Origin of the sequence: Leclercia barmai (assembly GCF_049312895.1) — a bacterium.
Classification (GTDB): Bacteria; Pseudomonadota; Gammaproteobacteria; order Enterobacterales; family Enterobacteriaceae; genus Enterobacter; species Enterobacter barmai.
In genome coordinates, this window is the sequence record NZ_JBMNWZ010000002.1 from 824,417 (window position 1) to 837,781 (window position 13,365).

At 56.7% G+C, this 13,365-nt stretch carries 11 protein-coding genes; 6 read left to right on the top strand and 5 right to left on the bottom strand.

The genetic code is table 11. The features are described from left to right. Positions 1–31 precede the first annotated feature (31 nt). Positions 32–1,093 carry an AI-2E family transporter gene (locus ACOYA6_RS12205; RefSeq protein WP_138369778.1) on the bottom strand — a complete coding sequence of 354 codons (1,062 nt, stop codon included), beginning with the start codon at positions 1,091–1,093 and terminating at the stop codon, positions 32–34. A 222-nt stretch (positions 1,094–1,315) separates the two neighbouring features. On the opposite strand from ACOYA6_RS12205, the gene bepA reads away from it, so the two are divergent. Together bepA and arsC are read left to right on the top strand one after the other, a co-directional pair. Beyond that, the gene (bepA, locus tag ACOYA6_RS12210; RefSeq protein ID WP_039029689.1) at positions 1,316–2,779 is read left to right on the top strand and encodes a beta-barrel assembly-enhancing protease; all 1,464 of its coding nucleotides are present in this window, start codon (positions 1,316–1,318) and stop codon (positions 2,777–2,779) included. Positions 2,780–2,790: 11 nt separating this feature from the next. Continuing rightward, complete coding sequence (gene arsC / locus ACOYA6_RS12215; protein ID WP_138369777.1) at positions 2,791–3,150, top strand: arsenate reductase (glutaredoxin); 360 nt, start codon at positions 2,791–2,793, stop codon at positions 3,148–3,150. A 33-nt stretch (positions 3,151–3,183) separates the two neighbouring features. Here the strand turns inward: arsC and ACOYA6_RS12220 are convergent, their stop codons facing one another. The 4 genes from ACOYA6_RS12220 to ACOYA6_RS12235 form a co-directional block, all read right to left on the bottom strand. Next, on the bottom strand, positions 3,184–3,885 hold the full coding sequence (locus tag ACOYA6_RS12220; protein ID WP_071886429.1) for a DnaA inactivator Hda: 702 nt from the start codon (positions 3,883–3,885) through the stop codon (positions 3,184–3,186). Positions 3,886–3,980: 95 nt separating this feature from the next. Next, a complete protein-coding gene (gene uraA / locus ACOYA6_RS12225) occupies positions 3,981–5,270 on the bottom strand; it encodes a uracil permease (protein WP_039029691.1) in 1,290 nt (429 codons plus the stop codon). 94 nt (positions 5,271–5,364) lie between these two features. After that, the gene (gene upp, locus ACOYA6_RS12230) at positions 5,365–5,991 is read right to left on the bottom strand and encodes a uracil phosphoribosyltransferase (protein ID WP_032613066.1); all 627 of its coding nucleotides are present in this window, start codon (positions 5,989–5,991) and stop codon (positions 5,365–5,367) included. A gap of 200 nt (positions 5,992–6,191) precedes the next feature. Further along, a complete protein-coding gene (locus ACOYA6_RS12235; RefSeq protein WP_039029692.1) occupies positions 6,192–7,622 on the bottom strand; it encodes a 6-phospho-beta-glucosidase in 1,431 nt (476 codons plus the stop codon). Positions 7,623–7,901: 279 nt separating this feature from the next. Here ACOYA6_RS12235 and purM point away from each other — a divergent pair, with 279 nt between their 5' ends. The 4 genes from purM to ppx all read left to right on the top strand — a co-directional run bounded on the left by purM (position 7,902) and on the right by ppx (position 13,364). Continuing rightward, complete coding sequence (gene purM, locus ACOYA6_RS12240) at positions 7,902–8,939, top strand: phosphoribosylformylglycinamidine cyclo-ligase (protein WP_039029693.1); 1,038 nt, start codon at positions 7,902–7,904, stop codon at positions 8,937–8,939. After that, the gene (gene purN / locus ACOYA6_RS12245; protein WP_039029694.1) at positions 8,936–9,577 is read left to right on the top strand and encodes a phosphoribosylglycinamide formyltransferase; all 642 of its coding nucleotides are present in this window, start codon (positions 8,936–8,938) and stop codon (positions 9,575–9,577) included. The genes purM and purN overlap by 4 nt, the downstream gene beginning before the upstream one ends. A gap of 181 nt (positions 9,578–9,758) precedes the next feature. Then, a complete protein-coding gene (gene ppk1, locus ACOYA6_RS12250) occupies positions 9,759–11,819 on the top strand; it encodes a polyphosphate kinase 1 (protein WP_039029695.1) in 2,061 nt (686 codons plus the stop codon). A gap of 3 nt (positions 11,820–11,822) precedes the next feature. Then, positions 11,823–13,364: an exopolyphosphatase gene (gene ppx / locus ACOYA6_RS12255; RefSeq protein ID WP_039029696.1), complete on the top strand. Its 1,542-nt coding sequence runs from the start codon at positions 11,823–11,825 to the stop codon at positions 13,362–13,364. Position 13,365: the final 1 nt, after the last annotated feature.

The following is a 13,365-nucleotide window of genomic DNA, read 5'->3' on the forward strand; positions in this document are numbered from 1 at the left end:
GCCGGGTAAGCGTAGCGCCACCCGGCAAAAACTACTCCTCCACCGCCGGCACATCCGGCCATGCGTGAACCACCGCTTTAATCAGCGTTGCCAGCGGGATCGCAAAGAACACGCCCCAGAATCCCCATAATCCGCCAAAAATGACCACCGACAGGATAATGACCAGCGGGTGAAGGTTCACCGCTTCCGAGAACAGCACCGGCACCAGCAGGTTGCCGTCCAGTCCCTGAATGATCAGATAGACGACGAAACAGCTCCAGAACTCCGTGCCCAGCCCAAACTGGAACAGCGCCACGCCCACCACCGGAATGGTGACCACAAAGGCCCCGATATAGGGGATAAGCACCGAGAAGCCGACCAGTACCGCCAACAGCAGGGAATAGTTCAGGCCAAAGATCAAGAACCCAATCCAGGTGGCGACCCCAACGACAATCATCTCCAGCACTTTGCCGCGGATGTAATTGGTGATCTGCTGGTTCATCTCTTTCCACACCTGCCCTGCCAGGCCACGGTTACGCGGCAGAACGCGACGCACCGCGTTAAGCATCTGCTCTTTATCTTTAACCAGGAAGAAGACCATCAGCGGCACCAGCACCAGATAGACCGCCAGCGTCAGCAGGCCCACCAGCGACGCGAGGGAGAATTTCACCACCGTATCCCCCATCGTCATGATGCGGGTACGCATGTTTTCAGCCATCGCATCAATAATGCCCGCGTCCATCAGGGCCGGATAGCGGCGCGGCAGAGTAGCGGAAAAGTCAGACAGTTTGCTCAGCATCCCCGGCATGTCGCGGATCAGGTTTATCCCCTGCTGCCAGGCGATAGGCAGAACCACAAAGGACATCACCATTAATATGCCGACAAAAAAGACCAGCACGATGATGCTGGCCCAGCGGCGGGAGCAGCCAATATTTTCCAGCCGGACGGTGGGCCACTCCAGCAGATAGGCGAGCACAATCGCCACCAGCAGCGGTGCCAGCAGCCCGCTAAAGAAGAAGAGGATGCCAAATCCGGCAACCAGAATAACCAGTAAAGCAATGGCTTCGGGATCGCTAAAGCGTCGGCGGTACCACTGCATTAATAACTCGAGCATACAACCCTTCCCTGAAGATGTTGGCTGGACGTAAAGGGTGAATTGTATCGAAGAGTTAATGAAAAGACTTTCGCTTTTTCGTGCTCTGTCACAAAACGCAAAAGCCTGAAAAGAGGGATTTTCTTATCGCCCTGACGCGAATACACTGGCAGAGCAGCCGCAGATGAACGATATGCGGGTTCTTCGGTCAAATTAGCACACCCACCAGACAGGACAGAGGTTATGTTCAGGCAGTTGAAAAAAACGTTGGTTGCGACGCTCATCGCTGCGCTGACCGCTGGCCAGATGATGCCAGCCTTCGCTGACTCTGCAGACTCATTGCCGGATATGGGCACCTCGGCAGGAAGCACGCTCTCCATTGGTCAGGAGATGCAAATGGGCGACTTCTATGTGCGCCAGCTGCGCGGCAGCGCGCCGCTGATTAACGATCCGCTGCTGGTGCAGTACATCAATTCGCTGGGGATGCGTCTTGTCTCCCATGCGAATTCGGTCAAGACGCCTTTCCACTTCTATTTAATCAATAACGACGAGATCAACGCCTTCGCCTTCTTCGGCGGCAACGTGGTGCTGCACTCGGCGTTATTCCGCTATGCCGATAACGAAAGCCAGCTGGCCTCGGTCATGGCGCACGAAATCTCCCACGTCACCCAGCGCCACCTGGCGCGAGCGATGGAAGATCAGAAGCGCAGCGCCCCGCTCACCTGGGTGGGCGCGCTGGGCTCTATCCTGCTGGCGATGGCCAGCCCGCAGGCGGGTATGGCGGCGCTGACCGGTACTCTGGCGGGAACCCGTCAGGGGATGATCAGCTTTACCCAGCAAAACGAACAGGAAGCCGACCGCATCGGTATTCAGGTGCTGCAGCGCTCCGGGTTTGACCCGCAGGCGATGCCGGGCTTCCTCGAAAAATTACTCGACCAGGCGCGCTACTCTTCACGCCCGCCGGAAATTTTGCTCACCCACCCGCTTCCGGAAAGCCGCCTTTCGGATGCGCGCAACCGCGCCAACCAGATGCGTCCGGTGGTGGTGCAGTCCTCGCAGGATTTCTACATGGCGAAGGTCAGAACCCTCGGCATGTATAACTCCGGGCGTAACCAGCTAACCAACGATCTGCTGGATGCCCTGAACAAAGGCAACGTCCGTGAGCAGCGGGCGGCCCAGTATGGGCGTGCACTGCAGGCGATGGAAGCCAGCAACTACGACGAAGCCCGCAAGAACCTGCAGCCGCTGCTGGCCGCAGAGTCAGGCAACGCCTGGTATCTCGATCTCGCGACCGATATCGATTTAGGGCAGAAAAAAGCCCAGGATGCGATTAACCGCCTGAAAGGTGCCCGCGATCTGCGCAACAACCCGGTACTGCAGCTCAACCTGGCGAACGCTTACTTACAGGGTGGACAGCCGCAGGACGCCGCCACGCTCCTCAACCGCTACACCTTCAGTAATAAGGATGACCCTAACGGTTGGGATCTGCTGGCCCAGGCAGAAGCCGCGCTTGGCCATCGCGATCAGGAGCTGGCTGCCCGGGCCGAAGGTTTTGCCCTTGCCGGACGCCTGGATCAGGCCATCTCGCTGCTGAGCAGCGCCAGCTCGCAGGTAAAACTCGGCAGTCTGCAACAGGCCCGTTACGATGCCCGCATCGATCAGCTGCGCCAGCTGCAGGAGCGCTATCGCCCGTATGAAAAGATGTAAAAGGAGACAAGATGTCTGACGCGGTTACGATCTACCATAACCCTCGCTGCTCAAAGAGCCGTGAAACCCTGAACCTGCTCAAGGATAACGGCGTTGAGCCGCAGGTGGTGCTCTATCTGGAGACGCCGCCGGATGCCGACACCCTGCGCATGCTGCTTGGTCAACTGGGGATGTCCAGCGCCCGGGAGTTAATGCGCCAGAAAGAGGAGCTTTACAAAGAGCTGGGCCTGGCGGACAGCGCGCTCAGCGAAGCGCAACTGATCCAGGCGATGGTGGAAAATCCGAAGCTGATTGAGCGCCCGATTGTGGTGGCGAACGGTCAGGCACGGATTGGTCGTCCGCCTGAACAGGTACTTGAGATTGTGAAGTAAGCATGAAGTGGCCCGGTAGCCTGTGCGCCGGGCCTACAGATTGAGGATGTCTTTTACAAAAGGAATGGTTAATTTCCGCTGGGCGGTGATGGAGGCTTTATCCAGCTGATCGAGGGTCATAAACAGCGTACGCATCTCGCGATCCAGACGTTTTAACAGAAAACGCCCCACGTCTTCCGGCAGTTCAAACCCACGTAACCGCGCCCGCAGCTGCAAAGCCTGGAGCTTATCTTCATCGGAGAGCGGCTGTAATTTGTAGATTTGTCCCCAGTCGAGTCGTGAAGCCAGATCGGCCAGCCCGAGATTCAGCTGACGCGGAGGACGATCGCCAGTGATCAGCAGCCGGGTTTTCCCGGACTCCAGAATGCGGTTATAGAGATCAAAAATCGCCATTTCCCACAGTTCATCCCCCGCCACGCATTCGATATTGTCGATGCAGACCAGCGACAGCTGCTCCATCCCATCAAGGACTTCCGGCACAAACCAGGTGCGTTTATCCAGCGGCACATAGCCGACCGCATCCCCGCGCTGGGAAAGCTCGGCACAGGCAGCGTGCAGCAGATGGCTGCGTCCCGCGCCTTCGCGCGACCAGATATAGATGTAACCGCTGTGCTCCTGGCGCAGCACGTTTTGCAGTGCAGCCAGTAAAGAGGGGTTATCGCCCGGCCAGAAACTCGCGAAAGTTTCGTCGTCGGGAAGATAAAGTGGCAAAGAGAGCTGTGCCGGTGCGTTCAGAAATACCTCAACCAGGTCTTACTCGGAATCGGCCCAGAGTTTAACACGGAACAAGCGGGGAGAGAACCGGGCGGATCGGCCGCCCGGTTAGACGATCAATGAGAGACTTTTTCGCTCTCTTCCGCGTCCAGGACCACTTCTTCCGGGCGCAGAACGGAGATCAGTTTGAAGATCAGGGCCAGGCCTACACCGACGATGGTCGCCAGCGCCATGCCCTTCAGCTCGGCTGCGCCAATGTGAACCTTCGCGCCGCTGACGCCAATAATCAGGATAACGGAGGTCAGGATCAGGTTCTGCGCTTTGCTGTAGTCCACTTTGGACTCAATCAGCACGCGGATACCGGAAGCACCAATTACCCCGTACAGCAGCAGAGAAACACCGCCCATCACCGGCACCGGGATGATCTGGATGGCTGCCGCCAGCTTACCCACGCAGGAGAGCAGGATAGCGATAATTGCCGCGCCGCCGATAACCCAGGTGCTGTACACGCGGGTAATAGCCATCACGCCGATGTTCTCACCGTAGGTGGTGTTTGGCGTGGAGCCGAAGAAGCCGGAGATGATGGTCGAGAAACCGTTGGCAAACATCGAGCGGTGCAGGCCCGGGTCGCGGATCAGGTCGCGCTTGACGATGTTCGCCGTCACCACCAGGTGACCAACGTGCTCGGCAATGACCACCAGCGCCGCAGGCAGAATGGTGAAGATGGCAAACCACTCAAAGCGCGGGGTGTAGAAGGTTGGCAGTGCGAACCAGTGGGCCTGGGCAATTGGCGTGGTATCCACAACGCCCATGGCGAAGGAGAGCGCATAGCCCGCCAGCACGCCAATCAGGATCGGGATAATCGCCATAAAGCCGCGGAACAGCACGGAGCCAAAGACCGTCACGCCCAGCGTCACCAGCGAGATAATAATGGTTTTGGTGTCCGGCGCCTGGCCGTCGGCAGGCAGCAGCCCCGCCATGTTCGCCGCAACGCCCGCCAGTTCAAGGCCGATGACGGCAACGATTGCGCCCATCGCCGCAGGCGGGAACATCACGTCCAGCCAGCCGGTACCCGCTTTCTTCACAATGAAAGCCACCAGGCAGAACAGCACGCCGCACATGATGAAACCGCCCAGCGCCACTTCATAACCTAACGGCAGCAGCAGCAGGACCGGAGAAATAAATGCAAAGCTGGAACCCAGATAGGCCGGGATTTTGCCTTTACAGATAATGAGATACAGCAGCGTCCCGATGCCATTAAACAGCAGCACGGTGGCCGGGTTAATGTGGAACAGAATAGGCACCAGCACGGTTGCGCCAAACATCGCAAACAGGTGCTGCAAACTAAGCGGGATAGTCTGTAAAAGTGGCGGTCTTTCACTCACCCCGATAGCACGGCGCGTCATAGATTCTTCCTCAAGTGTTGTTTGTTTTAAGCGGTTGGGTTTTTTATTCAAAAAAAAGCCGACTATCAAAGTCGGCTTCTTTTTCGTTATTCACTTATTTAGTACCAAAAATCTTATCGCCAGCATCGCCGAGGCCCGGGATGATGTACCCGTGCTCGTTCAGCCCCTGATCGACAGACGCGGTGTACAGCTCAACGTCCGGATGCGCTTTTTCCAGCGCGGCAATACCTTCCGGCGCGGCAACCAGCACCAGCACCTTGATGCTGCTGCAGCCGGCGTTTTTCAGCAGGTCGATAGTGGCGATCATGGAACCACCGGTCGCCAGCATTGGGTCAACGACCAGCGCCATACGCTCGTCGATGTTGGACACCAGCTTCTGGAAATACGGAACCGGCTCCAGCGTCTCTTCGTTACGGTAGATACCGACCACGCTGATACGCGCGCTTGGGACGTGCTCCAGCACGCCTTCCATCATGCCCAGACCCGCACGCAGGATTGGCACAACGGTAATTTTTTTGCCTTTGATCTGCTCAACCTGTACCGGGCCGTTCCAGCCTTCAATGGTCACCGTTTCGGTTTCCAGATCGGAGGTTGCTTCATAGGTCAGTAAGCTGCCAACTTCAGAGGCCAGTTCACGAAAGCGCTTAGTGCTGATGTCATGCTCACGCATCAGGCCCAGCTTGTGTTTAACGAGTGGGTGTTTCACTTCCACAATCTTCATTCTCTTTCTCCTTCGGGTGGCAGCCACAAAAAAAATCGCCGGATTATACCGCTTTTTGCGGACAGCGCCATACCCATCTTGCTTGACGTACATCAAGCAAAGTGATTTAGAGCAATAAAAGCCGGAGACAGGGCTCCGGCTTGGGTGCGCGCGGGCCTACGTGTAGTGTAGGCCGGGTAAGCGTTAGCGCCACCCGGCAACTAAAGGTTCTCTCCGTTGCTGGCGATCACCTTCTGATACCAGGCGAACGACTTTTTCTTGCTGCGATTCAGCGTGCCGTTGCCTTCGTTGTCTTTATCCACGTAGATAAAGCCATAGCGTTTTTTCATTTCGCCCGTTCCGGCAGAGACCAGATCGATGCAGCCCCACGGGGTGTAGCCCATCAGATCCACGCCATCCTCCTCCACCGCTTTTTTCATCTCGCGGATATGGGCGCTGAGATAGTCGATGCGGTACTGGTCGTTCACCGTGCCGTCGCTCTCCAGCACGTCGATGGCGCCAAAACCGTTCTCGACAATAAACAGCGGCAGCTGGTAGTGATCCCAGAACCAGTTCAGGGAGTAGCGCAGCCCCACCGGGTCAATCTGCCAGCCCCAGTCCGACTTCTGCACGTACGGGTTGGAGACCAGGCTTTTGCTTTCGTCATAATCCAGCTGCGGGTTGTCGTCCGTCGCTTTGGTGGCAAACGACATGTAATAGCTGAAGCCGATATAGTCCACGCAGCCCTGCTTCAGCGCCGCTTTATCCTCTTCGGTGATATCCAGCTCAAAGCCGCGACGGGCGAAGTAGTTGAGCAGATGCTGCGGATAGGCTCCGCGCACGTGCACGTCGGTGAACCAATAGCGGCGGTGCATGGCGTTCATCGCCATCATCATATCGTTCGGGGCGCAGGTCAGCGGATAGATTGGGCACATGGCGATCATGCAGCCGATACGCAGGGACGGGTTGATGTCGCGTCCGGCTTTCACCGCCAGAGCGCTCGCCACCAGTTCATAGTGCGCCGCCTGGAACATCACCGGCTCGCGATCTTCACCCGGCTGATAGTGCAGGCCGGAGTTAGTAAAGGGTGCGAAATCCTCGTGGAAGTTGGCCTGGTTGTTGATCTCGTTAAAGGTCATCCAGTACTTCACTTTGTGCTGATAGCGCTCGAACACGACGCTGGCAAAGCGCACAAAAAAGTCGATCAGCTTGCGGTTACGCCAGCCGCCGTACTCTTTTACCAGGTGATAAGGCATTTCGAAGTGCGAGAGGGTGATCACCGGTTCGATGCCGTGCTTCAGACACTCATCAAACAGATCGTCGTAAAACTTCAGCCCCGCCTCGTTAGGTTGCAGCTCGTCGCCTTTGGGGAAAATACGCGTCCAGGCAATGGAGGTGCGGAAGCATTTAAAGCCCATCTCCGCGAACAGCTGGATATCTTCTTTGTACCGGTGATAGAAATCGATGGCTTCGTGGTTGGGGTAGTTTTTACCCGGCAGCACGCCGTCGGTGATTTCGCGGGGGACGCCGTGTGCGCCAGCGGTCATCACGTCCGCAACGCTCGCGCCCTTCCCGCCCTCCTGCCAGCCGCCTTCAAGTTGATGCGCCGCCACCGCGCCGCCCCACAGAAAACCCTCTTTGAATCCTGACATGCGATATCCCTCATTCAGCGTTAATTATCGGCAAAAAAGAGCACAGAAACCGGTTTCAGTAAAATGATGTGCATTCGCTGGCAGGGTTGCAAGAATAAGAATGTACCCGGTTTCATTTTCGTGAACGGGTTCATGTTTGCGTGCTAAGGCGTGATTTTTACTGGATTTTCACGGGCGCTATTTTCTGTTGCAGAATGGGCTCGCAAACGTTTGCCTGGACTGTTAGAATTGCGCCGATTTTTCTTACTATCGCAATGCAATCGCGTGGGGACTTGAGCCGTGACCAACAAAACTTCTCTCAGCTACAAAGATGCCGGTGTTGATATTGACGCAGGTAATGCGCTGGTTGACCGTATCAAAGGTGTGGTGAAAAAGACCCGCCGCCCGGAAGTGATGGGAGGTCTGGGAGGATTCGGCGCACTGTGCGCGCTGCCGCAAAAATACCGTGAACCGGTTCTGGTCTCAGGCACCGACGGCGTGGGCACCAAGCTGCGTCTGGCGATGGATCTGAAACGCCACGACACCATCGGCGTTGACCTGGTCGCGATGTGCGTCAATGACCTGGTTGTGCAGGGCGCTGAGCCGCTGTTCTTCCTCGACTACTACGCGACCGGCAAGCTGGACGTGGATACCGCAGCCAGCGTAATCAGCGGCATCGCCGAAGGCTGTCTGCAGTCTGGCTGTGCGCTGGTGGGCGGTGAAACTGCCGAAATGCCGGGCATGTACCACGGCGAAGATTACGACGTTGCTGGCTTCTGCGTGGGCGTTGTCGAAAAATCAGAGATCGTTGACGGCAGCAAAGTGACCGACGGCGACGTGCTGATCGCCCTGGCGTCCAGCGGCCCACACTCTAACGGCTACTCCCTGGTGCGCAAAATTGTCGAAGTGAGCGGCTGCGACCCCCTCACCACCGAGCTGGAAGGGAAACCGCTGGCCGATCACCTGCTCGAACCTACCCGTATCTACGTGAAATCGGTTCTGGAGCTGATTGAGAACGTGGACGTTCACGCTATCGCCCACCTGACCGGTGGCGGCTTCTGGGAAAACATCCCGCGCGTACTGCCGGACAACACCCAGGCGGTGATCGACGAGTCTTCATGGCAGTGGCCTGCGGTATTTAACTGGCTGCAGGATGCCGGTAACGTCAGCAATCACGAAATGTATCGCACCTTCAACTGCGGCGTGGGGATGGTTATTGCCCTGCCGGCAAGCGAAGTGGACAAAGCCCTGGCGCTGCTGCAGGCGAAAGGTGAAAACGCGTGGAAAATCGGTATCATCAAAGCGTCTGATTCCGAAGAGCGTGTGGTCATTGAATGAAAAATATAGTGGTGCTCATTTCCGGTAACGGAAGTAATTTGCAGGCTATCATCGATGCCTGCAAACAGCAGAAGATCAACGGCACCCTCCGCGCAGTATTCAGTAACAAGGCCGATGCGTACGGCCTTGAGCGTGCCCGCGATGCGGGCATTGCCGCGCATGCGCTCAGCGCCTCCCAGTTTGCCAGCCGCGAGGCCTTTGACCGCGAGCTGGTGCAGGAGATAGACGCCTACGCCCCGGACGTGGTGGTACTTGCCGGCTACATGCGCATCCTCAGCCCGGCGTTTGTTGCGCACTATGCCGGGCGACTGCTGAACATCCACCCTTCCCTGCTGCCAAAATATCCTGGCCTGAACACCCATCGTCAGGTGCTGGATAACGGCGATGAAGAGCACGGTACCTCGGTCCATTTCGTCACTGACGAGCTGGATGGCGGCCCGGTTATTCTGCAGGCGAAAGTGCCGGTATTTGCAGGCGACAGCGAAGAGGATGTCACCGCCCGGGTGCAGGCCCAGGAGCACGCCATCTACCCGCTGGTGGTCAGCTGGTTTGTTGACGGTCGTCTGGAAATGCGCGACGGCGCCGCCTGGCTGGACGGCGCGCCGTTACCCCCGCAAGGACATGCGGCAGAAGAATAGTATATTTGTCGGGTGGCGCTTCGCTTACCCGACCTACTTAACTAACTCTCTATTTTCCCTCAAAAAATAATTTAACTGTCATACTTTTCTGACACAGTTGGACATATTGTGGAAATGCTCGCCATAATAAAGGCGAGACGGATTTACCACGTCCTGTGATTGAACTGGAGTGTGAGTAGTAATGGGTCAGGAAAAGTTATACATCGAGAAAGAGCTAAGCTGGTTAGCATTCAACGAGCGCGTGCTTCAGGAAGCGGCGGATAAAACTAACCCGCTGATTGAGCGCATGCGTTTTCTGGGGATTTACTCCAATAACCTGGACGAGTTCTATAAAGTTCGCTTTGCTGAACTGAAGCGCCGAATCATCATTAGCGAAGAGCAGGGTTTAAACTCGAACTCGCGTCATCTGCTGGGCAAGATCCAGTCCCGCGTACTGAAAGCCGATCAAGAGTTTGATAGCCTCTATAACGAATTGCTGCTGGAGATGGCGCGCAATCAAATCTTCCTGATCAACGAGCGTCAGCTCTCGGTCAACCAGCAGAGCTGGCTGCGTCACTATTTCAAACATTATCTGCGCCAGCACATCACCCCGATCCTGATTAACCGCGAAACCGATCTGGTGCAGTTCCTGAAGGATGACTACACCTATCTGGCGGTAGAGATTATCCGCGGCGACAGCATCCGCTATGCGCTGCTGGAGATCCCGTCAGATAAAGTCCCGCGCTTTGTCAATCTGCCGCCGGAAACGCCGCGTCGCCGCAAGCCGATGATCCTGCTGGATAACATTCTGCGCTACTGCCTGGACGACATCTTCAAAGGCTTCTTCGACTACGATGCGCTGAACGCCTACTCCATGAAGATGACCCGCGACGCGGAGTACGATCTGGTGCACGAGATGGAGGCCAGCCTGATGGAGCTGATGTCCTCCAGCCTCAAGCAGCGTCTGACGGCCGAGCCGGTGCGCTTTGTCTATCAGCGCGATATGCCCGATGCCATGGTCGAGATGCTTCGCGAGAAGCTGACTATCTCCCGCTACGACTCCATCGTGCCGGGCGGTCGCTACCATAACTTCAAAGACTTTATCGGCTTCCCGAACGTTGGCAAAGCCAACCTGGTGAACAAGCCGCTGCCGCGCCTGCGCCACATCTGGTTTGATAAGTTCCGCAACGGCTTCGACGCCATTCGCGAGCGCGACGTTCTGCTCTACTATCCGTACCACACCTTTGAGCACGTGCTGGAACTGATGCGTCAGGCGTCGTTCGATCCCAACGTGCTGGCGATAAAAATCAACATCTACCGCGTGGCGAAAGATTCCCGCATCATCGATGCGATGATCCACGCTGCCCACAACGGCAAGAAAGTGACCGTGGTCGTTGAACTGCAGGCGCGTTTCGATGAAGAGGCCAATATCCACTGGGCCCGTCGTCTGACCGAAGCGGGCGTGCACGTGATCTTCTCCGCCCCAGGCCTGAAGATCCACGCCAAGCTGTTCCTCATCTCCCGTAAAGAGGGCGATGACGTGGTGCGTTATGCCCACATCGGCACCGGTAACTTCAACGAAAAAACCGCACGCATTTATACCGACTACTCGCTGCTGACCGCCGATGCGCGGATCACCAACGAGGTGCGTAGGGTGTTTAACTTTATTGAAAACCCGTATCGCCCGGTCAGCTTCGACTATCTGCTGGTCTCTCCGCAGAACTCCCGTCGCCTGCTGTATGACATGATCGACCGTGAGATCGCCAATGCGCAGAAGGGCCTGCCTTCCGGCATTACGCTGAAGCTCAATAACCTGGTCGATAAAGGGCTGGTGGATCGCCTGTATGCTGCGTCCAGCTCGGGGGTGATGGTTAACCTGCTGATCCGCGGTATGTGCTCCCTGATCCCCGATCTCGAAGGGATTAGTGAAAATATTCGCGTCATCAGTATCGTCGACCGCTATCTCGAGCACGATCGCATCTATATTTTTGAGAACGGTGGCGATAAACGCGTCTACCTCTCCTCAGCCGACTGGATGACGCGTAATATCGATTACCGTATTGAAGTGGCGGCACCGCTGCTTGATCCACGGCTGAAGCAACAAATTCTTGATATCATTGACTTATTGTTAAGTGATACTGTAAAAGCACGTTATATCGATAAAGAACTGAGTAACCGCTATGTGCCGCGCGGCAACCGCCGTAAGGTGCGCGCACAGCTGGCGATTTACGACTATATCAAATCACTCGAGCAACCCGATTAACCTATGCCGATAAACGACAAGACCCCACGACCGCAGGAGTTTGCTGCGGTCGACCTAGGTTCTAACAGCTTCCACATGGTCATCGCCCGTGAGGTGGATGGCGCAATGCAGATCATCGGTCGTCTGAAGCAGCGCGTCCACCTGGCTGACGGCCTGGGTGCGGACAATATGCTCAGCGAAGAGGCGATGGAGCGCGGGCTGAACTGCCTGTCATTGTTCGCCGAACGTTTGCAGGGCTTCACCGCATCAAGCGTCTGCATTGTCGGAACCCATACCCTGCGCCAGGCGTCGAACGCCACGGAATTTTTAAAACGCGCTGAAAAGGTGATCCCCTACCCTATTGAGATCATTTCGGGTAACGAAGAAGCCCGTCTGATTTTTATGGGCGTGGAACATACGCAACCTGAAAAGGGCCGCAAGCTGGTGATTGACATCGGCGGCGGCTCGACGGAGCTGGTGATTGGCGAGAACTTTGAACCGCACCTGGTTGAAAGCCGCCGGATGGGCTGCGTCAGCTTTGCCCAGCTCTATTTCCCGGGCGGTGTTATCAGCCGGGAGAACTTCCAGCGCGCGCGTATGGCGGCAGTACAGAAACTGGAGTCCCTCGCCTGGCAGTACCGTCTGCAGGGCTGGAACGTGGCGCTTGGCGCCTCGGGTACCATCAAAGCGGCGCACGAAGTGCTGGTAGAGATGGGCGAAAAAGATGGCTTTATCACGCCAGAGCGTCTGACCATGCTGATGGAAGAGGTGATCAAGCATAAGAGCTTTGATGCCCTGAGCCTGCCGGGTCTGTCCGAAGAGCGCAAAGCGGTCTTTGTGCCGGGTCTGGCAATCCTGTGCGGCGTGTTCGATGCGCTGGCAATCCGTGAGCTGCGTCTGTCCGACGGAGCGCTGCGTGAAGGCGTGCTGTATGAGATGGAGGGCCGCTTCCGTCACCAGGATATCCGCAGCCGTACCGCCCAGAGCCTGGCCAATCAGTACAATATTGACCGCGAACAGGCCCGACGCGTGCTGGAAACCACGATCCATATGTACGATCAGTGGGAAGCCCAGAATCCGAAACTGGCGCATCCGCAGCTGGCAGCTCTGCTTAAGTGGGCGGCGATGCTGCATGAAGTGGGGCTGAACATCAACCACAGCGGGATGCATCGCCATTCGGCCTATATCCTGCAAAACAGCGACCTGCCCGGCTTCAACCAGGAGCAGCAGACCATGATGGCCTCGCTGGTACGCTATCATCGTAAAGCCGTTAAGCTGGACGAGTTGCCGCGCTTTACGCTGTTCAAGAAAAAACAGTTCCAGCCGCTGATCCAGCTGTTACGTCTGGGCGTGCTGCTGAACAACCAGCGCCAGGCGACCACCACGCCGCCAACGCTGACGCTCACCACGGACGATAACCACTGGACGCTGAGCTTCCCGCACGACTGGTTTAGCCAGAACGCGCTGGTTCTGCTGGATCTGGAAAAAGAGCAGCAGTACTGGAGCGCCGTCACCGGCTGGTGCCTGAAAATTGAAGAAGAGCGCTCGCCGAACGTCGCTGCGTAAC